Here is a 21,683-nt window from a genome sequence, read left to right as displayed (position 1 = left end):
GAACTTACTACTGTAAGTGTACCATGAAATATAGAATCATACAAGAATCAAGTGACATCGAAATAGAGCAGTTTTATTATGCTACGTTCAATCTGGTGGCTTTATAGCAGTCAGCGCACATTCCCTCATGGGTGGCGGCAAACTCTGCCGCCTGCATGATGGAGCCATCCTTCAGCTTGACCCTCTTGATGGGCTGATTGCAGCGAGCGCAGATGCAGGGCATCGGCGGCTGTTCCTGCTTCTGGCTGGTGGATTTCGGTTTCGGCTGCTTTTGCGGTTCTGCCTCCGGCTGCGGTGCGGCATCCTCCGGCAAATCTTCTCCGGCATAAACGTACAGACCAAGGCCAAACATAGCAAGGTTTTTCACCAAGCACCGCATGATAGCCTTATTCACATCGAACATGGAGGCTGCTTCTACGGTGCGCTCTTCCATGCCGACCTTTTCACGGCGGCGGGTCTGCGGATTGTAGTCCCATTTCGGGGTGGTATAGGTGTAAGGCACAGCTTTCATGGCTTTGTTTGCGCCATCCAGTACAGGCAGCCACATTTCGTGCGAAACTCCCTCAATCGTGACCGAGGTATACACCATGAAGCCGGTTATGGGGTCATAAACATAGGGCAGGCCGTTGAATTTCTTGACCTCGTAGCTGGCAGCGGGATACAGCTTCTTCACCTCTGCCCAGGCATACGCCCAGCTTACATATTTCAGCTCGGTATTGCCGGACTTTTTGACTTCCAGATGATCTTTGAAGTCGATAGCAAATAATTTTACGAATGGATTTTCCATAAGAATGCCTCCAATTCTGATAAAGAAAAAGGGCACAACAGCGTCAACTGTTGTGCCCTATGATGTGAAAATTACGGATTGAGCAGAAAATCAATGATGTTTCGATGAATGATTCCGTTTCGGCTTAAATTCATCAAATCACCACTGATAACATACTTAGGATAGTTGTCGTGCAGCCGCTCAAGATTACCGAACTCCCGTTCTTCATCGGCGGGAGTGATCAGGTAAGCAACCTGAATATAGAGCTTTTCATCTCCACGGTAGCAGATAAAATCAATTTCGGTGTCGTCCAGCTTGCCGACCTGAACTTCATAGCCACGGCTCCGCATTTCCAGATATACGATGTTCTCATACAGCTTGTTGCTGTCAAGCTTTTCGCTTTTCTTGATAACGTTCCGCAGGCCAAGATCGACTGCATAGTACTTTTCTGTGCTGGACAGGAGCGCTTTTCCTTTGATATCATAGCGGCTTGCATTCAGAAGGATAAAGGCTTCCTTGAAATAATCAACGTAGTTCAGTACGGTAGCAGTGGTTGTCTTGATTCCTTCCGAAACCATGCGTCCACTGATATTACGGGCAGAAAACGGATTGCCGATATTGTCCAGCAGGAATGCAAGGACATTACGTAATGCGGTCTGTTCGCGAATATTGTGGCGCAGCATGATGTCACGGACAATGATAGCCTCGTAAAGATCGTCCAGATAGGTGGTGATTGAATGATCGTCAGGGAGGAAGAAACGCTGCGGAAAACCGCCGTACTTCAAATAGTCTGCGAAGAGCTTTTCATCCGAAGTATAGGTTCCGTTTTCAATGCATTGCTGTTTTGCTTCGGCCAGCGAAAAGGGGAAAACCTGAATCTGGATGTATCGTCCGGAAAGATAGGTTGCCAGTTCGCCGGAAAGCAGCTTGGAATTGGAGCCGGTCAGGTAAATATCACAATCGAAATCGACACGAAGAGAATTGATTGCAATCTGCCAGCGCTCCACCTCCTGAATCTCATCCAGAAGAATATAAATTTTGCCGGTGCAGCCTTCCGCTTTTTCTGCGATGTAGTCGTAAAGCGTTTCTGCAGTACGGGTGTTGCGGAAGCGCATGGACTCAAAATTGGCCTGAATAATGTTCTGTGCGGGAATGTTGCGCCGAAGGAGCACGTCCTTGATCTGACCGAGAAGGACTGTTTTTCCACAGCGCCGGATTCCAACCAGAACTTTGATCAGATCCTGATCGATAAAAGGAATGATCTTATCCAAATAACTTTTGCGCAGAACCATCGTGCATCACCTCATATTCTTATCTTAGCATACAATTATTGTTGTGTAAACAGTATTGTGCTTTTCTATTAAGCAAAAATAGCTGAAATGCGAATTTTGTGTGCCTATAGGCGTACAAAAATTATGCTGCATGGATAATGGTAAACATGCGGCTGCTTACATTCTTGCTGTACCGATTGAAAATATCGGGCTGTTCTTTCTTCAAACGCTGGGAGTCTACCCGTTTACTTTCGGAGGATACCCAGGACACCTTGTAGCCCGGTGCTGTACCATAGGCGGCGTCCTGCATCTCCAACTTCACCTGCTGTTCAATAGAGGCTTTTTCCTGCTCCAGCTGTTCGATCTGATCAGAAAGCTCCTGCCGCTTATCCAACAGGTCGCGGATGGGATTAAGATCGGCAGTTTTGTTTCGATCATCTGCAGAGTACAGCTGATTGATCTGCTGTGTATCCCCCTCGCTTCCGGTAGGTACAGGCGGAATTTCGGGCATCACGTTGTATTTCCAGAAGTGCTCTTCCTTGGCAATGAGGTTGTTCAGAACTTCTTTGTCGGTTGTGATCTTGTGAATCACCAGTTCCTTCCCGAAAATCAGAGCAGCAATGTACCAGCAGTCAAAACCGCTGACAGCCAGATAGTGATTGACCTGAGCCATGTAATGTGCAGGGATTTTGCCATCTGCCCACTTATCCGCAGAGAACGGTGAGACCGTTTTGCATTCCAGTCCTGCTTTCTGCCCAACGATCAGGCGGTCAAAGTCTGCCAGAAGCAGCGGATGTTCCTCGCTCTGGTAGATGGCATTTGCACGGCGTACCTTCAGACCGGTTGCTTCGGTGAAGCGTTGTGCGACATAATCTTCCAGATCGCGTCCCTGGCGCATAGCCTCATTATCGATGTTCTCAATAGTTTCGCTGTTTTTGTCGCAGTAAACCTGAAAAGCAGAACGATAGGGATTTACACCCAGAATGGCACCTGCATCGGTGCCGGTAATACCGCACTTACGGTAGCGGAGCCAATCCTCTTTGGACAGGTTCAAAGTTGAAATCAATCTTTTCATGCGCTTTGCATCCTTTCTTTCATAATAGATTCGGCAAGAATGAAGTCATATTCCACCAAGTCTTTCATGATGGTGGAAAAGTCGGCAGCTAACGAATGGCAAGAGCCAACCCACAGGTCATAAAGAAAATCCAGAATATTATTTTGCACCCTGAGATGGTTCCAGTAGCGCTCCTCCAGTCTGCCCTCGGATTCCAAAACAATAATGGCGGTGCTGATGGTACTTTTCATCGTGATCTCATAAGCCATGGTAACGCTGATTTCAGAAGCACTCTTCTCAACGTTGTCAAAAAATTCCGTGAATTCCTTGAAAATGCGGTTATTTACATCATTCATGGCTTGCTCCTTTATGCTGCTGCCAGCACCATCTTGTAAGCCTTGTCGATCATGGGGTTACCCTCTGCGGTGCGCAGGAACAGGTTCTCGTTGTAGTTTTTGGTCTTGCGGAGAGGATCTGCGTGGGTAGCAAAATCGGAGACTGCGTTGATAAAGCGCCAACCGTTCTTGCCGACCCATTCCAGATCCGGCGCATTATAATAGCGAGCCTTCAAATCTTCCTGCAAGCGCAGGTTGTTCTTCCGCTGGCCATCGGTCAAGTCTTCCGTGATAGGGAAGAACTCGTTGATGAACTCCTGTACCTTGCGGTCAGACAGCTTGATGGTGGTTAGCTCATGGATGCCCTTGCCCAGCTCCCCCATATAGTTGTTGGCAAGCTGCAAGGTCTCACGGGCATCCTGCACACGGAGCAGAACATTTTCGGTATGGCGAGCAGTCCAGATGCGCTTTGCCGTGCCCAGAGCCAGATTCAGGGTGTTCTGGCAGACCACGCGAACCGGGGTCATAGCGACCTTGACACCAGAACTGCCATCGTGACTGTTGAAGAACACAAGATATGGGGTTACTTCGTCTCCGGCGATGATATACCTCTCCGGCAGCTTTGCCAGCATCCAGACCTTCTTGCCGCCCTGCAAGGAACCAGCAGTTTCATAAGTAACGCCCTCACCCAGCAGATCATCCGTGAACTGGAATGCTTCTTCGTTCTGCACAATGCGGTAGCGGTCAGATACGACACCGAGTACGGAATCATCCGTGCTGCGGACATTCGCCCGATAGCCGGGAATCATAGCACCCGTGCCGGAATAGATATTACGGCTCTCTACCTGCCAATCCAGACCAGCCAGTTCCAAAGCTTCACGGCTTGCAGGGGCATCCATGATGATACGGCCAAGGCCGTGCCAAGGGGTCTCACGGACAGAGAACATGGTTTCAACGTTTGCGGACATAGTAAAATCTCCTTTTTGATTTGTTTTCGTTAGTTTTTCTTTTCGACTTCTTCAGCGATCAGCACGAGGACTTCAACAAGAACCGTGCCAAGTTTCTGAATGAGCTCAGGTAAAAAGTTCATGGGGACATCTCCTTTCTGTGCGGATGCAGCTTAAAATGAAACCGTAATGGTGATGATGACAACGATGATACGGAACAGCATAGAAAATCACCTCCAGACATAAAAATAGCCCCTGAGTCTTTCGGCTCAGAGGTTTCGGATCACGATTATATTATCTGGGTGAGTTATTCAGAAAATAAAAAGAGCGATGCATCCATCAGAATACGAAGAAAAATTGAATCAATAACCTGTATATTGGCGGCCAATATGATATATTTAAAAAGGAATGAGGTGAGAAAATGGAACAGCGTATCGTGAAAATTATGACCCGGAAGGCAGGAGGGACTGCCAGCAAAAATGCTGAGAAGTATTCTGTCAATCTTCCGGCAGGCTGGCTTAGTGCTCTCGGAGTATCCAAAGATGACCGGCTGGAACTTTCTTTTGATGGAGAAAAAATCATGATACAAGCTGCTGCGGCAACGGACCTGAAACAATTCCGCAGCAAGGCGCAGCAGCAGGGACATCAACTGAAAGAATATCGTTATTACGATAAAAATACACTTTGCACGGTGGCTCTTGCAGACTTCACTGCGAAGCAGGTTTGTGTGGAAAACAGAGTGGCGTCGGTTCTGGATACGGCATTTGGTATGAATAAAACACCTACATGGGAAGATTTTTTGAATTTTCTGGCAGACCGCTGCATTCCAAAGACCCGCTGCGGGCTGGACTATTATCTGAAGGAAGTTGGCGTGTCAGAGTATGACCCGGTGCAACTGGTTGAGAAAACGCAGGGCAGAATGGCGGAGGATTATAAATGGCTGGAAATCGTCTGATTTTATCTTCCGTATTATCCACCACAGTTCCGCTATTTGTTGAAAGAACGGGTGCTGACAGTGCTTTTGGAGCAGAAAAAGAACTGTTCCGGTAAAAGAATACAGGATAGAATATATCCCCCGTATAACAAAACTGAGATAGACATCCTTTTATGGGAAGTCTATCTCAGTTTTCTTTTGGGCATTTTATTATGGCTGTGTAACCGGAAGGGAAAGCTTATGGTTGCATCATAGCGGCGCAGGAGAACTTCACAAGGGGTACATGGAAGCCTCAATCCTTCCGCAGAGCCTTATACAGTTCCGCCGCCATGGCATCCTGCACTTTCTGGTAGAAGTCAGGGTCATTGAACAGCTTGGAGAAGGAATCGTTGTTATCAAGGAAGCACTGGGTCACGATGTCCTTGAACTTGTCCGGGAACAGCGACTGCACAAACATCTCCGTGCTGTTGTCCTTGGCATACTTCTTAAACTTCTTCACGTCGGCATCCTTCATAAACATCTGGTAGATGCCCTCGATGATCACACGGTCAGAGTCCGTAAAGTTGCCGTTGAACCGCTCGTTCACTTTGTTGATGATGCTTTGCAGGGTGTCCTTCTTCTTGTTCGGCACCTTTGGTGTCATGCCGCTGGTGGGCGTGAGGATCGTCGGCTTTTCGTCCAGAACGATTGCACCCTTGAACGTTTCGGTCAGGGATGCATATTCCAGCTTGATCTTGTCCTCCACATCCACGATCTCATTTTCTCCGGCAGGCGGCAGAAGGCGGGCAAGGTGCAGCGTGTACTGATACTCATCGAACAGGTCTTTATCATGGAGCCGCACCAGCTGCGTGATGTAGGAGTAGGCTCCATTAAATTTGCGCACATAATCCCGTGCTACATAGCGTTCCTCTTCGGTCAACTGCTGATACCGTGTGATCACCGGGCGGAACATCCCGGTCAGCCGTCCGAGGGCAGCGGCATCCTGCTTTTTGCCTGCTTGTGCAGCCATGAATGCGTTGAAGGTCTCCACATCGTCCATGTTGTAGAGCATATAATCGCGGATCTTATTGCGCAGGTCATAGACCTTGTTCAGATCGGCGCTTCCCTCCAGAATGGTAGTTTCGTAGTAGGGCAGGAAAGCATCCCGAATATCTTCCTCGGTGTTTTCAAAGTCGAGGACAAAGGTGCTGCTCTTGCCTGGACAGGTACGGTTCAGCCGGGAGAGGGTCTGCACGGCGGTCACATCCCGCAGCTTCTTGTCCACATACATGGTATGCAGCAGCGGTTCGTCAAAGCCGGTCTGATACTTGTTGGCAACCACCAGAATATTATACTGGTTGCTGTGGAACGCCTGACGGAACATTTTGTCTGTAGTGATGTACCGCCCCTTTTCGTCAAGGTTCATAGTTGCCTCAGTAAACGGCTTATCGCTGGGGTAATCTTCCAGCGTAACCTCACCAGAGAAGGCAATCATGGCATCACAACCGGTGCATTCGTTCGGGTGCGCCTCGATATAACGCTTGACAGCGAGATAGTAGCGTACGGCGTTGGCACGGCTGTCTGCAACGATCATGGCTTTACCCTTGCGATCAATCTGATAGCGGCAGTTCTCCAGAAAGTTTGCCATGATCATCTCGGTTTTCTGGGCGATGGTGTAGCCGTGCTTCTTGTAATACTTGAACAGCGCACGGGAAGTCTGCCCTTCGATCAGCTCCGGGTTGTCCTCCGACACACGAATTAGCTTGAATGCTTCCTTGATAGTGGTGTAGTTGGAAAGCACATCCAGAATGTAATGCTCCTCAATGGCCTGCCGCATGGAATAGACATGGAACGGTGCCTTGATGGGTTCGCCATCCGGCTTTACGCCGACCTCCGTACCGAAGTTTTCGATGGTCTGCCCTTTCGGGGTAGCGGTAAAGGCAAAGAAAGACTGGTTTTCGTGCCGACCCTGTCCGATGATTTCATTGATATAGTCGTCGGTCAGGTCTACATCCTCCTCCGCAATCCCAGCCTCGGCAGCGTATTCCTTTGTGGCAACATCCATGTCGATCAGGCTGCGGCGAAGCGATTTTGCACTCTCGCCGTTCTGTCCCTGATGGGCTTCATCAATGATGATGGCGAACTTGCGCCCCCGGAATATTTCCATGTCCTTCTTGGCAAAGAGGAACTTCTGGATGGTGCAGATGATAATGCGCTTTTTGTCGTTGATTGCTTCGGCAAGGGTGTGAGAGTTCTTCTTATCGTCAATGGCTTCCACCAGTCCTGCCTGATGCTCAAAGCTGTTGATGGTGTCCTGCAACTGGCTGTCTAGCACCACACGGTTGGTGACAACGATAACCGAATCAAAAATGCTGTTGTCGTTGTCATCATGGACGGATGCCAGCCGATAGGCGATCCATGCAATGGAGTTGGACTTGCCCGAACCCGCCGAATGCTGGATGAGATAATTTTTGCTGGGGCCGTTCTGCTTTACATCGGCCAGCACTTTCCGCACAACATCGTATTGATGATACCGCGGGAAAAGCATCTTTTCCTTGGTGATGGTTTTCACCACGCCGTTCTTTTCCTCGGTTTCTTTTTCCTTTACATTGGAAATGAACCGCTGGATCAGATCCAGCAGGCTGTCCCGCTGCAAAACTTCTTCCCACAGATAACTGGTGACATAGCCGTTCGGGTTTGCCGGGTTGCCTGCACCACCGCTCTGACCTGCGCCGTTGGAACCCTGATTGAAGGGCATAAACCGCGTGCTGCCGTCCGCAAGCTGGGTCGTCATCCACACTTCATAGAGGTCAACGGCAAAATAAACGAGAAAACGGTGGTTGGGACGAAATGCAAATTCCTTGGAGCTGCGGTCATTCTTGTATTGGTTGATTGCACAGGCGCAGTCCTGCCCGGTGAGCTGATTTTTCAGTTCCAGTGCAACCACCGGGATACCGTTGACCGAAAGCACCATATCAATGGTGTTCGTGTTGCCCGTGGAATAGCGGAACTGCCGGGTGCAGCCCAGAATATTGGCCTCGTAGCGTTCCATTGCTTCGGGGTTCAGCCGGGATTCCGGCTTGAAGTAGCACACCCGCAGTTTGCAGCCCATATCCTCGATGCCGTTGCGCAGGACATGGAGCAACCCCTGGTTGGTGATGGTGGTCTCCAGCCGATGATACAACTTTTCTGCCGCCTTGTCGCCGTAGTACCGAGTATATTTCGCCCATTCTTTCGGCTGAGTCTTGGCGATAAACTCGCACAGCACATCCATATAGATGCACTTTTCTACATCGTGCTGACGGCTATGTACCCAGTTGCCGTCCGCATCCTGCCCGTTGAACTGCACATACCCGCCCTGCGGAGAGATCAGAAAGGCTTCAATGTCCCCCTCGAACCGTTTCTCACTTTTGTCCATGATGGCTCCTTACTTTTTGATTTGACCTGCAATTTTAAGCGCATTTTTGCTAAAAACTTTTTGACTCTGAGTATCTTGCATCTATCATAACACTGCATAGACAGATAAATCAACACAATGCGCCAATAATCGTAGGAATCAGGCCGATAGCTGCGCCAATCACGGCACTGACAATGGCAATCGTACACTCCCGGCGGCTCAAACGCTTGGATTCTTTTATCATCTCGTCCAGCCAGTCCTCGAAGCCGTCCCATTCAGCCGCCTTAATGTACCGCTTTTCGCATAGTGTGCTGGCATCCAGAATGTAGTTGCGGCTCTTAAGCAGGCTCAACGCGTCCTGACAGCGGAGCGCATCTTCGTCTGAAAGATCAAAGGCTTCCTTGTCCCCCATGAGATTCTTTAGCTTCTCATACTGCTTTTTGATATCCGTAAGGCTTGTTTCCACTCAGGAGACCTCCTTCTTTCCGGTAACGTACTCGTAAATGAGTGAGCGTTTGTACTGCTCCAGTTTTTCGATTTTGGTCTGTTTGATGGCAGTAAGCTCATCGATCTGAGCACATTTTTTGTTAAGATGTGCCACAATTTCGTGTTGCTTGTCTTTTGACGGAAACGGACATTCAATCGCAAACAATCCATCTGTGTACAATCTTGTCAAACCTGCTGCGATTCCTGTTGAACGTTTTCTAAACTCTGAGATACACTGCGGTGTTTTGAACAAGTATTCAAGATATTTCAAATCGGCAACGCCAGTAGAATAATAAACTGCATAATCCGGGCTAACCAATCCATCATACTTGGAAACCGAAAAAACTCCAAGATGTGCTTTTAGCTTATTAAATACAAGGTCGTCCACATAAGCTAACTTTGCACCAACAAAAGACGATGCCATATTCGGGATGGAATCCAGTGTTTTTGTTGGAACAAGACCGACTTTCTGACTCATGGACAACGGCTCTTCTTTTCCGTCAACAGAACGTTCTTTTCGCTCACGAAGAAGCTGCTTTACTCGAATGGTGTTCCAAGAAGAAGGAATTTCCCCAATCCACTCCACGCTACTATCCTTCATAGGTACATTGGGGTCAAGCCCTTTGGTGACAACCTCGGTGATCAAGCTCTGTTTATAGGCTTTCAGCTTTTCAATTTGTGCTTGCACGTTGGTGATTAAAGCATCTGCTTCAGAAACTTTTCTCTCTAATTTGTGAGAAATTTTCTTTTGCACATCTAAGGGAGGAAGCGCTGTTGGAATAGAACCAAACTGCTCTTCGGTCAGAGAATGCCTTAAATTTTTTGCCAAATGTAGGAGTTCTTTTGTGTTGTCAAGATTCAAATAATAATAGTAATAGTATCCAGCATCCGCCAAATCATTTAGCTTGAACTGACTGTATGCGGGGCTGCAAACGCCATCATTTTTTATCAGACCGATGCAACGCGGTGTGACATCAATATCGAACAAGCACATCAGCAAATTTCCAGCCTCAACAAACTGGTAACCATCGAAAGTTGCAGGCATTTTGCCGGAAGGATTATCCAAATCCCGTATAAGGACGCCCTTCATTGTAAGCGATAAAACATCTTCTCCGGTATATTTTTCTCTGATGCACTTTACTTTCTTCATTAAATGCTTGTTAAAAACAACCGCCCAATCTTCCGGAATTTCACCCAGCCACGCCACACCGCTATCCTTCATTTTACGCATTTCCAAACAGCTCCTTCATCAGCACAGTTTCCTTTGCCTCCAACGCCTTGATGTCCTCGAAGATGGATGCGGAGGATTCCGGGGCTTCAAACTTATAGAACAGCCGGGTAAACGGGATCTCGTAGCCAATCTTATCCTTTGCCGGGTCGATGTAGGCCAGCGGGTTGTAGGGCAGGACATTTTTTGCCATGTAAGCGTCAATGTTTTCGTTCAGCGGAATGATCTCGCTGTCGGATGCCCCCTTGACCGGCTGCTTTTTGCCCCGTTTCAGGATGGGCTTGCCGTTCTCATCGGCCTGTGCGGTCTCCACCGTCACCTTGGTAAAGCCGAAGAAGTCCTTGGCAAATACCTTGGACTCCACAACAAGGTCATCGGCGGTATAGACATCATTCTGGTCAAAGCCCTCGTAGGCCTGCAAAATGAGGTCGATGCAGTCGTCGCTCAGGTCAACTCGCTTGCTGCCAATGTTCTTGCGGCGTTTGACGAAGCAGTTGCTGGCATCAATGAGCTGCACCCGTCCGCTGCGGTGCATGGGCTTGCCCTTGGTCAGCACCCAGATGTAAGTGGAGATGCCAGTATTGTAGAACAAGTCGGTGGGCAGCTGCACAATGGCTTCCACCAGATCTTCGTGGATAAGATAGCGGCGAATCTCGGAGGCACCGCTGCCGGCATCGCCGGTGAACAGGGAGGAACCGTTCTGAATGATTGCCATGCGGCCGGAGCCTTCCTTCAGCTTTTTCACGCCGTTGAGCATGAACAGCATCTGTCCGTCGGAAATGGCGGGCAGGCCGGGGCCAAACCGTCCATCATAGCCGAGTTTGGCTTCGGCTTCCACCTGCGTTTTCTCGCGTTTCCAGTCGATGCCGAAGGGCGGGTTGGAGATGACATAATCGAACTCGTAGCCGCTGAACGCATCGTCGCTCAGGGTGTCGCCGTATTTCATGCCGGAAGCGTTGCCGCCCTTGATGAGCATATCTGCCTTGGCGATGGCATAGGTTTCGGGGTTGAACTCCTGCCCGAAGCAGGTCAGGGTGGCATCGCTGCTGACCTCCTGCAGACGCTCGGTCAGGCAGCCCAGCATCTGCGAGGTGCCCATTGCCATGTCATAGGCGGTCTTGGTGCAGCCCTCAGCGGTGATCTGTTCCTTTTCGGGTGCGATGAGCAACTCGGTCATCAGGTAAATAATATCCCGGCTGGTGAAGTGAGCACCGGCCTGCTCGTCGTAAGATTCGGAGAACTTGCGGATCAGCTCTTCAAAAATGTAGCCCATGTCGGTGGAGGTGACTTTCTCCGGGGACATCTCGCCCTTTTCGGCGTTGAACTCCTGCAATGTGACATAGAGAACACCGCCCTTGACCATCAGCTTGACCGTGTTAGCAAAGTCGAAGTTTTCGATGATGTCCTTGACGTTGGAAGAAAAGCCCTGAAGGTAGGCTTCAAAGTTGCTCTCCACATCATCCGGCTCTGCCACCAGCTTGGCAAAATCGAAATTGCTCGTGTTGTAGAAGTCATAGCCGGAAATGCGGCAGAGGATGCCATCACGGGCGGCACCCTCGATGTGCTGCGAATCCAGCTTTTTTGCCATGGCGACCACGGCATCCTTGGTGGGCTTCAGGGCATCGTCAAAACGCTTCAGCACCGTCATAGGCAGAATGACCTTGCCGTACTCATGGGGCTTGAACAGACCCACCAGATGGGTGGCGATCTGCCAGATCAGGTCAGCTTTTGCGCGGATGTTGGCATCCGTCTGTTTCTGCAATTCCTTCATGGACATAGGGAGTTCCTCCTGGTTTTTGTTCCGTATCCATAGAATAACATACTTTGAGTCCCAGAAGTTGGACTTTAAGCAATTTTCTTGGTATCAATCATTTCTTTCAGCTTGTTTCGAAAATCCGTCTTTGTGATTTTCAAGCCGTTCGTGCCCAGCCGCACCACCGGAGGATAGCCTTCCGTGCTTTCAATTTTTGCAATGATGCTGCCGGAGTCACCCTTGCCGGTGCCGCTGTGAGGCATCGGGCCTACCATAATCAAAGCATACTGGGGCTTCCAATACGTCTTTTCAAAGTCGAAGGTCTTGCCGTCCTCATAATCAAGGTACAGCTCAAAACGGTCTTTGGAAAGTCCCAGACTCTTGGCAATGGAAAGCAGCACTTCCGCTTTCACGTCCGACCGCCCGATCACAATGATTTTTCCGGTTTTATAGACCTGATAAAGCGGCTTACTTTGAAGCAGGTCTTCCATGCCAAGCATTTTAAGGAAAGTTTCCAATTCGCCGGTGCGGTTCAGTATGGACAGCGCAGCAGGTAGATGATCGTCCAATTCCTTTCGGATGTTATCCTCCAGTTCGAGCAGTTCTTCGACATCAAGCATTGGTTTCTTCACTCTCCTCATCGAACACATGGTGGAGCTTGTTGACGGCTCGTTCCAGCCGCAGCTTGAGCATGGCAATTTCGTCCAGCGTTGCCTGATACTTCTGCGCAACCCGCGACTGCTCCTCCATGGAAGGCAGCGGAATCATTACGTTCTTCAGCTTGTCCACTCCGATATTGGGAATGGTTGCTCCCACCGTGATGCTTTTCAGGGCTGCAATGCCCTGCTCGCTGTCGAAGAAAGCTTTGATATAATAAGGGTTTGCCCTGCTTTCATCCAATTCGATGATATACAGGTTACCGTTTGCCAGAATACGCTGCCCATCCTTCACAGACGCAACGGCTACTTTATAAGGATAGCCATTCTTGGACAGGATCAGGTCATTGTTCTTCAGGCAGTATTTTTCGTACTTCGGTTCGATGCTGGAAAGATACGGCAGCTTGTTATCAATGATGCCGTTCTGGATGTTTGCCAACATCAGGTACTGCATATTCGTCACTTCGTTAGACACCATCTTGTCCAACTGGCTGGCCGTGCAGGGCGCACCGCGCGTGATGCTCTTGATAATGCTCTCGAACGACACACCATTCTGAAAGGTCGGCACCTTTTGGATATAGCGTTCCAGACTGAGGTTGTACTCATTGGCGCGAAGCTCGTCCAAGGTAACATCCTTGCTGTATTCCGAATCCGTGTGCAGGGCGGTAAGAATGGTAGCAATGTCATCCTGAAGGAACATATTCTGCCGCCGTCCTTTGTGATAAATTTCGGTGGCATCAATCATGCGAATGGTGTCGTTACCGTGGCTGAAAACAATGAGCGTCGTTCCGATATTGGTATACGGGAACATCTTGACCGGCAGAGAGATGACACACTCGATCATCTTGCGTTCCACAAAATATCTGCGCATCGGGGTATCAATGCTGTTCCATGTGCTGCCATTGGTCATAATGCCAATCGCTTTGCCGCTCTCTGCAAGAAGGTCGCAGAGCAGCGCATTGAAAATCCAGTCCGAAGAGGTTGCCTTCGACAGCCCCGGATACTGTTCTGCAAGACGTTCCATATAATCGGAACCTTCGCCCAGATAACGCAGTCTCATGCCAAAGGGATAGTTGGAAAACATTTTGTCGAATCTGGGTGTGTTCTTATCGTCTGCGAGCCGAAATACATCGCCAAGCCGTACCTGAACATTTGAGCCGAGAAGCTCTGCACGAATCCGTGCGATTCCGCCACGCTCCTCGTTAATCTCATAGCCAAAGTAATGCGCCTCCGGCTGGTTCATCGCAAATGAAACAAAACCGGAGCCGCTGCCGCAGCAAAGATCTCCGACATACTCATCAGGCTGCACATCCAAAAGATGATGAACCAACGTCAAAATGGTATGGGGCGTTGCCATTGCGAGCTTCATCTCGTCTTCGTGTTCAGGCAGAAGTGCAGCCAGTGCAAATTCTTCGGCGGTGTAGTTATCCACCATGGGAAGAATCTGTGCCCATGCTTCTTCCGGAAGCTGCTCTTTTGCAAAGTAACGAGTGCCCTCGCTGATGTCCAACTGACCCTCAAAAATATCCTGAATCGTAACATCAGAGTTGGAGTTGTTCTGAGCAACCTTATAAAGAAGGTAAGCAGCCAGCGGCACATTGCTGCCGGGTTGGAGGCCAGACTGGAGGAGATGCTGCGAAATCTCCTCGCTGATTTTCGTTGCATTTCCCCCGATGTTCACGTTTTCAAAAAAGTTTTTTACAATGAGCGACATACAGACCTCCGTACAAGAAATTTGGTTTTCAAAAACCACTGTGTTCTTTGTGACATCAGTATAGCATGTTTTCACAAAAAGTCAAGTGGTTTTTAATAACCATAACACAAAAAGCATAAAAGGCAGAGATTATAGGTGATAATATGAACATATCTTGCATTGCAGCAAAAAAGACGGTACAATGTAAAGGAGAGTAGATGCCTCCTAATTAAAGCGCACAGAGCAAATAAGGAAAAAATTGTACAAAGGAATTTTGCGCAGAAGAGGTTTAGGGGGATTTGTGTAATAGGTGAAAGATGCTTAAAAAATGGGAAGATGACCTATAGATACAACTTATTGGACATCGGTTGTGGTAGCATACAAACACAAAATAATGGTGGGCTACAACCATGATCTGAAAAGTCCTTCCAAAAGTGGTAGGGGGCATCTTTCTGAAAAAATGGGTGCAGGAGGAAAATGCAAGATGCCTGAATTTAAGAAGAAGTCCGTTCGTTTTGATCATCTGGAGCCGACGTATACTAGTTATAGTACACAGTCGGAAATCCAAACCTATGATTTGGAAGATATGTTAAAGCAAATTGCAAGAGCAGAACCGATGGATACAAAGAAGATTATCGACGGAGATAGCTATATTTTTCATGTTTGTAAATATCATGATGAAGATAATCTCTGGGAACTACGTGTGCTTCGTATTCGGGAAAAAATATTACCGGGAATTTTACATGATGATGGAACATATGAGCTGATTAAATTGGGAAATGATGAAGTTACGGCAGAATCGACTACACTGGCATATGCTCCAGCAACGCATACGTTATACATGCAAAGAAACCGATTTGGAATAAGTATTCGCAATATGGAAGCATATCTAACGGAACTTTCGCCCAAAGATACCGTAGTTATATTAGCCGTAAAAGAAGCAAAAGCAGGTTTGCTGCGCTTGACAGAGGAAGCAAATTATAGAAAAGTTATAATGTCAGCAGAAATAAATCCGTTTGACGAACTGCCGAAGGAATCTCTAATGAAAGATTTTTTGAATGCTACAAGAAAGGCTAGAAGCCAATTTTGTCGGGTGGAATTAAGGGTTTCCAGAGGAAAGAACAATACATTAGATGCTCAAGAGGCAGTTTCGTTTATAAAGGAAGCTCTAGGGTATTCCGGTATTAGAAAATTAGATGTCGTGATTGAGGATAAAGAAGACTGCGAAGTAGAAACGATTGATTTGCTAAGTAATGTAGCAAAATATGTTTTACCATTCAACTATTCAATGTCTAATCCCATTACGCATGAAAGATTGTACTTTAATCTGAAAAGTGAAATTATAAAAGATGAAAAATAACGTTATATAGGTAAGGAGATGAGGTGAATGGGTAAAAAATTGCAAGACCATCCACTTCTCTGGGGGATAATCAGGCGCTTTCTAATGGCAGGTGCTGTTTCAGTAACTTTCGGAATACTATATCGCTGGCAGAATATAAAAATTGACAGGCTTGAATTCCTACTAAATGCCATTATAACAAGCGCAACTGCATGCTCTGGATTTATTCTCGCATCAGTATCAATTTTAGTTAGCCTGAGCAATACACCGCTGATGAAAAAGATAAATTCGACAGATGCAAAAAAAGAATTGCAATATCGATATAAAGAAAATTTGGTTGCAGGGCTTGTTTTAATTATAGTGAGTATCATTATCGGGACAAACACAGGAGAAGAACAAGCTGTTTTAGCAATCGGGTTCTATCCTTATATGGGTATCATCGGGTTTTATTTGATTAGTACGGTTAGAACATGTAAGCAATTGTTGTTCATCATTGATTATGGACCAGAGTCTGAAAAATATGGAACTAAGAAAAAGTCTGGAGTACCAAAGGGAGAATATAGAATAGGAAAACAATCAAAGGAACAAGAATAGCTGTTGTGATATTATGACAAAGACAGTAAGGTAGGCGATGGATATTACTATCTATAAAATATAGGACCGCTTTATTCTTTGAATTATCACTATACTTTTCCGATTGTATTAAAGAATGCGAGCCGGAAATACTTGACGTATGATATAACGTTTGCTACAATAAAATTGATGACAAATGTTATACTTGCGGGAGGTGTCCGATGAACACAGTCTTTGAGATTCGTTCAGCTTTACAATGGAGCCAGTCGAAATTGGCGGATGAAATCGGAGTGTCCTTTGCAACCGTAAACCGCTGGGAAAATGAAAAATCTACGCCGAATCGTCTTGCACAGGAGAAAATGCTTGCGATTTGCGAAGAAAATCATATCACGTTGGCTGAAATTATACACGATGCTATTATCGGAGATGCTACAGAAATCTCTGCTATGCATCCGGATAAAATGGTTTTATACCATGGCTCCAAATCAGGCATTCAGGGGAAAATCAAACCAGCCAGTCGTGACCACTGTGACTTCGGAGCTGGATTTTATATGGGAACTGATCCGCTCCAGCCGCTTACGCTGATTTGTGACTATGAGCAATCTGTTTTTTATATTTTATCGGTTGATCTTCATAGCTTAAAAACTTTGGATGTTCCGGCTGATATTGAATGGGCTATGCTGGTAGCATATCATCGTGGTAGAATGGAAGCCGCACGAGGAACGAAGTTCTTCCAGAAGTATCAGGAGCTGGATAAAGGCTACGACATGGTGATTGGCAGCATTGCAAATGATAGAATGTTCTATGTTCTGGATAGCTTTTTTGAAGGAACGATTACCGATACGGCATTGGTGAAAAGTCTATCTGCTCTGAAACTTGGACGTCAGTATGTTGCTATTACGCAGAAAGCCTGTGATGAGGTCAAGATTGAGCGTGAAGTCCAATTGCTTTGGATGGAACGGCAGGCACTGAAGAAGGCCAGCGAGCAGAACCGTAGCAATGGCATTGCATTTGCAAACCAAATCTGCAAAGAATATCGTAGAGAAGGCAGCTTTTTTGATGAAATCCTTGATGGTGCAAAGCAGAGAAGGTGAATCGTTATGGATCTGATTCAATTGAAACTATGCGATATTCAGGGCCGCTTGTTTGAGCTTTCTTTGCAAGCGGGCTATGACAGCGAGGATTTCATGAAGCGGTTCATGCGCTCTAAGGTTGCCCGTGATCTTGATTCAGAGTACAACCGGATGCAGTGGGCGGGAGAAGAATATCTTCTGGAGGAATTTGCAGACGAGTGCCCTCAGACGCAAAAGGGCAATGCCCGGTATGATAGAGAAGTAATGTATTGGACAGGCTACCTTTACCGTTATTGGCATATTCTGACCAACGAACCCAGCAGGGAGATTTATGCGCAGGCTCCGGCGAAGACCATGAACACAAACTATCTGATGTTCCACACCATGGCTCCAGAGCTGGCAATTGAAGATTTGAAAGAACTGCACCAACAAAAGAAACAATCTAAAAAACAAAAATCGAGAAAACCAGAACAGCAGATTTAGTGCCGGGTAAAAACTGCTGTTTGTAGCAGATCTGTAGCAAATCGAACCTATTTAACGAATTGACGTTCTAAAAAATAAAAAGTCATCATGCATCACACGCAGGGGGTCTGGGGTTCGAGTCCCTAATTCTCCACCACAAAAATCCTCAGACATTTGTCTGGGGATTTTTTGTTTGTGGGGGGAGAGGCACAGGACGAGAACAGGGCGCGCGAGCAATCCGATACAATAGTAAAAGGCAGGATACCACCATCATGGTGATACCCTGCCTTTGTTGTTGTACGACCGTTCGGACTTGCACTGGCGGGGGAAGATACTCCGGCAGGCCGTGCTTTCGAGTCCTGTACCGTCCACGGCAGCCGAACCTTCAAATCGTTTGCAGCACAGCAATACAGAGTTCCAGCGCTTTCCGCAAAGAACCCTTTCCCCAATCTCTCTCATCATGCGCATAAATATTCGCAAGAGAGTCGGCAGTGTAGAGAATCTGGCCAAAGACGGCACCACGTTTCTGGGCACAGGCAGCCAATGCGGCACACTCCATTTCAACTGTGGAACAGCCCTCGGATTTGCGATATTCTACCATATCTCGTGTTTCTCGAAAAAAACCGTCCGTTGTCCATGTAACACACTCCTGGAACGGAATGTTCTGCACAAGAAGAGTATGCTCGATGGCATCCCGGATATTTTTGTTAAGCTCTATATAGCGGGATGCCGGAAGATAATGATAAGAGGTTCCCTCGTCTCGTAACGCCTTTACCGGAATGAGAAATTCGTTTTCGGCCAAATCGGTCAGAACACCGCAAGAACCAGTCGAAATGATTTTCTTACAACCGCAGGAGATGAGGAAGTCCATCAGTTGTGCTGCCGCAGGTGCGCCCAGCGGGGCAGCGCAAAGGCAAAATTTCATGCCATCCTGCTTTACGATGTAAACAGGATAGTTCCGGGTTATGGTTTCAAAAGTTTCAGCAACGGTGGCTTCTGCCTCGAAAGCATAATCATCAACCGCGTCTCCAAGAAAGGCATAGACGCATTTTTCGGGAAGTTTCAGCTGTTCTGCACCATGATTTGGCCTTATGACTTCTTCCGAGTTGGAATCGTACTCTAAAATAGGCAGTTCGTGTTTTTGAATCATCTTGGCTCTTTCAATCCTTTCAGGAAAACGTAGAGGACAAGAACCGTCCCGTGGCCACAAATTTTCAATTCTTGAAAATTTTCTGCCCCTTGGGACAGCTTCTTGTTGGGGCGTGGGGGGCAAACCCTGCTGGGAACGAGTACGGCAAACTGGAATTTGACTAATCCTACATGTGCATCATATTACACTCATGTAATTATCCTCTACATAAACAGCTTTTCCATCAGCAAGCTTAATCTCATCTTTGCCGTTCGGTAATACTGTTGTTTCAGAACCATTCCAATGGGGGATAATAGGATTGTCAATAATATGTAATCCATCTGTTAAATTTCCCGCCGCATACATACTTCCTGCACTGATTCCGACATATATAAGTCCGTTTTTAATTGCATTATTAAGTATTCTATCAAAACCAGTTCTAGACATTTCACGACAAAGCACAGATACATCACCACCACTGACAAAAACAGCATCAAATTGGTTTAATTCTTCAAAAGTTAATAGCCTTGTAAGCATAAACGGGGTTGTAACATACGAAGAATAGGTTCTTTGATAGTCTTTTGAAAGAATTAATTCCAGATTGTACACTAATATATTTTCGTACTGAATTCCCATTAGAAAGAGTTCATGAAAACATATTGCAAGCGACTCTCTTGCACCATCTGTTTCAATGCCAGCTGTTGGAATATAAAGCACTTTCACATCCTTCGGACACTTTCCAATAATATCAAAGAATTTCTCTTTCATCTTATCGGTCAACCCTGCAGATGTAAGAAATAGATGTTTTCCATTCATATTCTTTTACCTCGTCAAACTCCGATTTGTTGAACTAAGCCGAGTATATCATACTCTGTGAAAAATAGCAAAAGGCAGGGTGCCATCGCTCAGGCCTGCACTGGCGGGGGAAGATACTCCGGCAGGCCGTGCTTTTTTGGTAGACATTCCTACGGGTCCAGGAACCGCGGGCTAAGCAACAGCCCAACGGGCTGATTGCTTACTCTGCCGACTGGCGTCGTCAGAGCCGCCCTGTTCAAGTCCTGTACCGTCCTGCTCTGACATGAGACAGCGGCAGACGCAACAAAAAAGCCCCTAACTTTCGTTAGAGGCTTTCGTTTGGTGGAGCATTCTCCACAGCACTCGAACCCAAAACCTCTTCACGGGAGATGGTTTTGGCATCATCCATGAAGTTGAAATTGAGTACGACCCGGTCATCAAAGACGTAGACCGAGTTGACAAAGGTATCAATGATCTGCCGCTGGTGCTCCGTACTGCCCACGTCACCCTTGCGGAATTTTTCAAACCAGAACCGCATCCATTCGCGGGTCAGGACGGGCTTTTTCAGCTCTTCTTCCAAAATGCTGGTGTTCAGGGCTTCTTTCCGGGCTTCCAGTTCGTCCAGCCGCTGCTTGGTGGTCGGGGTCAGGATGCCCTGTTCAATGGCTTCCAGAAGATTTGCCAGCCGCTTCTCTGTATCCCGGAGCTGGTCTTTCAGGACAGGCAGCCGGGTGTTCTCCTGCTGCTGGGCTTCCATAATTAAATCTATCAGCCGTTCGATGATTTCATCGCTGAAAATCACCTTGATGGCAGTCTCCACCACGAACCGTTCCAACGGCTCTTTGCGGATGGCTTTCAGATCGCAGTGCGCCTTGCCGTGGCGTTTGGCTTTGCCGCACTTGTAGTAATAGTAGGTGTTTCCCATGTGGCTTGTGCCGCTTTCGCCGCCCATCAGGGTGCCGCACTTGCCGCAGAACAGCTTGGTGGTCAGCAGATAGCTCACATCCTCTTTTGCGGGGCGACCGTGGGCAATCTTGTTCTGCTCGAAACGCTGCTGCACCCGGTCGAACAAATCCTGGTCAACAATAGCCGGAATGCCGCCCGGTGTCACGATGTCCTTATATCGGTATTCGCCGATGTAACGGCGGTTCCGGAAAATCTGGAAGAAGCTGTTCTTGACAAAGGGCTTGCCGGTGCGGGTGCGCAGCCCTCGCTCATTCAGGGAGGCTGCGATTTTCTCGGCAGGCTCGCCGTTGGCGTACCGGGTAAAGATCTCCTGCACAATGGGCGCCGTTTCCGGGTCGATATGGTACAGTCGGTCCTCCTTGCGAATGGTGAAGCCCAGCGGAACGATACCGCCGTTGTACTTGCACTGGAGGGCGTTTTCGCGCTCACCGCGCGCCACTTTCAGGGCGAGTTCGGCGGAATAGTATTCTGCCATGCCAATCAGCATACTCTCCACCATAATGCCTTCAGGCCCCTGCGAGATGGGTTCCATGGCAGACACCAGATGGACACCGTTCTTCTCCAGCTGGTACTTGTAGTTCACGGCATCGTAGCGGTTCCGGGCAAAGCGGTCGAGTTTCCAGACCAGAACCACATCGAAGATTTTCTTTGCGCTGTCCTTGATCATCCTCTGGAAGTCTGGGCGGTCATCCGTTTTGGCAGAGTAGGCACGGTCAATGTAGGTGCCGACCACGGTGATTCCGTTCTTCTCGGCGTAGTCCTTGCAGTCGCGCAGCTGTCCTTCAATGGACGCTTCGCGCTGGTTGTCGCTGGAATAGCGAGCGTAGATCACAGCGGTCATGGTTGC

General features: G+C 47.7%; 19 protein-coding genes and 1 tRNA gene. 6 read left to right on the top strand and 14 right to left on the bottom strand.

What is annotated here, in order from left to right; all coding sequences use genetic code 11:
- Positions 1-76 precede the first annotated feature (76 nt).
- The 5 genes from DWY95_RS10130 to DWY95_RS10110 form a co-directional block, all read right to left on the bottom strand.
- A complete protein-coding gene (locus tag DWY95_RS10130; protein WP_118553430.1) occupies positions 77-787 on the bottom strand; it encodes a DUF1071 domain-containing protein in 711 nt (236 codons plus the stop codon).
- 71 nt (positions 788-858) lie between these two features.
- Positions 859-2,058, bottom strand: coding sequence for an ATP-binding protein (locus DWY95_RS10125; RefSeq protein ID WP_118553429.1), 1,200 nt, complete (start codon positions 2,056-2,058; stop codon positions 859-861).
- Positions 2,059-2,179: 121 nt separating this feature from the next.
- The gene (locus DWY95_RS10120; protein WP_118553428.1) at positions 2,180-3,112 is read right to left on the bottom strand and encodes a lambda-exonuclease family protein; all 933 of its coding nucleotides are present in this window, start codon (positions 3,110-3,112) and stop codon (positions 2,180-2,182) included.
- The gene (locus tag DWY95_RS10115) at positions 3,109-3,447 is read right to left on the bottom strand and encodes a DUF3848 domain-containing protein (protein WP_097782646.1); all 339 of its coding nucleotides are present in this window, start codon (positions 3,445-3,447) and stop codon (positions 3,109-3,111) included. Before DWY95_RS10115 ends, DWY95_RS10120 begins: the two co-directional genes overlap by 4 nt.
- Before the next feature lie 11 nt (positions 3,448-3,458).
- On the bottom strand, positions 3,459-4,394 hold the full coding sequence (locus DWY95_RS10110; protein WP_118553427.1) for a DUF932 domain-containing protein: 936 nt from the start codon (positions 4,392-4,394) through the stop codon (positions 3,459-3,461).
- A gap of 400 nt (positions 4,395-4,794) precedes the next feature.
- Here DWY95_RS10110 and DWY95_RS10105 point away from each other — a divergent pair, with 400 nt between their 5' ends.
- Positions 4,795-5,328, top strand: coding sequence for an AbrB/MazE/SpoVT family DNA-binding domain-containing protein (locus tag DWY95_RS10105; RefSeq protein ID WP_118553426.1), 534 nt, complete (start codon positions 4,795-4,797; stop codon positions 5,326-5,328).
- A 271-nt stretch (positions 5,329-5,599) separates the two neighbouring features.
- Here the strand turns inward: DWY95_RS10105 and DWY95_RS10100 are convergent, their stop codons facing one another.
- The 6 genes from DWY95_RS10100 to DWY95_RS10075 all read right to left on the bottom strand — a co-directional run bounded on the left by DWY95_RS10100 (position 5,600) and on the right by DWY95_RS10075 (position 14,520).
- Positions 5,600-8,704, bottom strand: a complete 3,105-nt coding sequence (locus DWY95_RS10100; RefSeq protein ID WP_118553425.1) for a DEAD/DEAH box helicase family protein — start codon at positions 8,702-8,704, stop codon at positions 5,600-5,602.
- Positions 8,705-8,813: 109 nt separating this feature from the next.
- Positions 8,814-9,149: a hypothetical protein gene (locus tag DWY95_RS10095; protein ID WP_118553424.1), complete on the bottom strand. Its 336-nt coding sequence runs from the start codon at positions 9,147-9,149 to the stop codon at positions 8,814-8,816.
- On the bottom strand, positions 9,150-10,400 hold the full coding sequence (locus DWY95_RS10090; RefSeq protein ID WP_118553423.1) for a restriction endonuclease subunit S: 1,251 nt from the start codon (positions 10,398-10,400) through the stop codon (positions 9,150-9,152).
- Positions 10,393-12,174, bottom strand: coding sequence for a class I SAM-dependent DNA methyltransferase (locus tag DWY95_RS10085; RefSeq protein WP_118553422.1), 1,782 nt, complete (start codon positions 12,172-12,174; stop codon positions 10,393-10,395). Before DWY95_RS10085 ends, DWY95_RS10090 begins: the two co-directional genes overlap by 8 nt.
- 68 nt (positions 12,175-12,242) lie before the next feature.
- Entirely contained in the window at positions 12,243-12,770 is a 528-nt protein-coding gene (locus DWY95_RS10080; RefSeq protein WP_187116975.1) for a hypothetical protein, read from the bottom strand.
- A complete protein-coding gene (locus DWY95_RS10075; RefSeq protein WP_118553421.1) occupies positions 12,763-14,520 on the bottom strand; it encodes an N-6 DNA methylase in 1,758 nt (585 codons plus the stop codon). Before DWY95_RS10075 ends, DWY95_RS10080 begins: the two co-directional genes overlap by 8 nt.
- A 463-nt stretch (positions 14,521-14,983) precedes the next feature.
- On the opposite strand from DWY95_RS10075, the gene DWY95_RS10070 reads away from it, so the two are divergent.
- The 5 genes from DWY95_RS10070 to DWY95_RS17085 all read left to right on the top strand — a co-directional run bounded on the left by DWY95_RS10070 (position 14,984) and on the right by DWY95_RS17085 (position 18,103).
- Entirely contained in the window at positions 14,984-15,859 is an 876-nt protein-coding gene (locus tag DWY95_RS10070) for a DUF6731 family protein (protein WP_118553420.1), read from the top strand.
- 27 nt (positions 15,860-15,886) lie between these two features.
- A complete protein-coding gene (locus tag DWY95_RS10065) occupies positions 15,887-16,432 on the top strand; it encodes a hypothetical protein (protein WP_118553419.1) in 546 nt (181 codons plus the stop codon).
- Positions 16,433-16,632: 200 nt separating this feature from the next.
- A complete protein-coding gene (locus DWY95_RS10060; RefSeq protein ID WP_118553418.1) occupies positions 16,633-17,505 on the top strand; it encodes a DUF3990 domain-containing protein in 873 nt (290 codons plus the stop codon).
- A gap of 6 nt (positions 17,506-17,511) precedes the next feature.
- Positions 17,512-17,967, top strand: a complete 456-nt coding sequence (locus DWY95_RS10055; RefSeq protein WP_118553417.1) for a hypothetical protein — start codon at positions 17,512-17,514, stop codon at positions 17,965-17,967.
- Between the two features lie 4 nt (positions 17,968-17,971).
- Positions 17,972-18,103, top strand: a tRNA-OTHER gene (locus DWY95_RS17085).
- 228 nt (positions 18,104-18,331) lie between these two features.
- Here the strand turns inward: DWY95_RS17085 and DWY95_RS10050 are convergent.
- From DWY95_RS10050 to DWY95_RS10040, 3 genes are all read right to left on the bottom strand, one after another.
- Complete coding sequence (locus DWY95_RS10050) at positions 18,332-19,096, bottom strand: nucleoside phosphorylase (RefSeq protein ID WP_118553416.1); 765 nt, start codon at positions 19,094-19,096, stop codon at positions 18,332-18,334.
- Positions 19,097-19,273: 177 nt separating this feature from the next.
- Complete coding sequence (locus DWY95_RS10045) at positions 19,274-19,891, bottom strand: Type 1 glutamine amidotransferase-like domain-containing protein (RefSeq protein ID WP_005930833.1); 618 nt, start codon at positions 19,889-19,891, stop codon at positions 19,274-19,276.
- 304 nt (positions 19,892-20,195) lie between these two features.
- The gene (locus DWY95_RS10040; protein ID WP_118553415.1) at positions 20,196-21,677 is read right to left on the bottom strand and encodes a recombinase family protein; all 1,482 of its coding nucleotides are present in this window, start codon (positions 21,675-21,677) and stop codon (positions 20,196-20,198) included.
- Positions 21,678-21,683: the final 6 nt, after the last annotated feature.

The sequence above is a fragment of the Faecalibacterium sp. AF28-13AC genome, assembly GCF_003478405.1.
Classification (GTDB): Bacteria; Bacillota; Clostridia; order Oscillospirales; family Ruminococcaceae; genus Faecalibacterium; species Faecalibacterium prausnitzii_E.
The sequence above is the reverse complement of the archived record's forward strand: the minus strand, read 5'-3'. Positions and strand labels throughout refer to the sequence as shown.

Excerpts from the sequence above, each read along its gene's own strand:
- DWY95_RS10120 (WP_118553428.1), bottom strand. The coding sequence starts at position 3,112 with ATGAAAAGATTGATTTCAACTTTGAACCTGTCCAAAGAGGATTGGCTC.
- DWY95_RS10060 (WP_118553418.1), top strand. The coding sequence starts at position 16,633 with ATGAACACAGTCTTTGAGATTCGTTCAGCTTTACAATGGAGCCAGTCG.
- DWY95_RS10045 (WP_005930833.1), bottom strand. The coding sequence starts at position 19,891 with ATGAATGGAAAACATCTATTTCTTACATCTGCAGGGTTGACCGATAAG.
- DWY95_RS10085 (WP_118553422.1), bottom strand. The coding sequence starts at position 12,174 with ATGTCCATGAAGGAATTGCAGAAACAGACGGATGCCAACATCCGCGCA.
- DWY95_RS10125 (WP_118553429.1), bottom strand. The coding sequence starts at position 2,058 with ATGGTTCTGCGCAAAAGTTATTTGGATAAGATCATTCCTTTTATCGAT.
- DWY95_RS10065 (WP_118553419.1), top strand. The coding sequence starts at position 15,887 with ATGGGTAAAAAATTGCAAGACCATCCACTTCTCTGGGGGATAATCAGG.
- DWY95_RS10115 (WP_097782646.1), bottom strand. The coding sequence starts at position 3,447 with ATGAATGATGTAAATAACCGCATTTTCAAGGAATTCACGGAATTTTTT.
- DWY95_RS10105 (WP_118553426.1), top strand. The coding sequence starts at position 4,795 with ATGGAACAGCGTATCGTGAAAATTATGACCCGGAAGGCAGGAGGGACT.
- DWY95_RS10050 (WP_118553416.1), bottom strand. The coding sequence starts at position 19,096 with ATGATTCAAAAACACGAACTGCCTATTTTAGAGTACGATTCCAACTCG.
- DWY95_RS10130 (WP_118553430.1), bottom strand. The coding sequence starts at position 787 with ATGGAAAATCCATTCGTAAAATTATTTGCTATCGACTTCAAAGATCAT.
- DWY95_RS10090 (WP_118553423.1), bottom strand. The coding sequence starts at position 10,400 with ATGCGTAAAATGAAGGATAGCGGTGTGGCGTGGCTGGGTGAAATTCCG.
- DWY95_RS10080 (WP_187116975.1), bottom strand. The coding sequence starts at position 12,770 with ATGCTTGATGTCGAAGAACTGCTCGAACTGGAGGATAACATCCGAAAG.
- DWY95_RS10070 (WP_118553420.1), top strand. The coding sequence starts at position 14,984 with ATGCCTGAATTTAAGAAGAAGTCCGTTCGTTTTGATCATCTGGAGCCG.
- DWY95_RS10100 (WP_118553425.1), bottom strand. The coding sequence starts at position 8,704 with ATGGACAAAAGTGAGAAACGGTTCGAGGGGGACATTGAAGCCTTTCTG.
- DWY95_RS10040 (WP_118553415.1), bottom strand. The coding sequence starts at position 21,677 with ATGACCGCTGTGATCTACGCTCGCTATTCCAGCGACAACCAGCGCGAA.
- DWY95_RS10055 (WP_118553417.1), top strand. The coding sequence starts at position 17,512 with ATGGATCTGATTCAATTGAAACTATGCGATATTCAGGGCCGCTTGTTT.
- DWY95_RS10110 (WP_118553427.1), bottom strand. The coding sequence starts at position 4,394 with ATGTCCGCAAACGTTGAAACCATGTTCTCTGTCCGTGAGACCCCTTGG.
- DWY95_RS10075 (WP_118553421.1), bottom strand. The coding sequence starts at position 14,520 with ATGTCGCTCATTGTAAAAAACTTTTTTGAAAACGTGAACATCGGGGGA.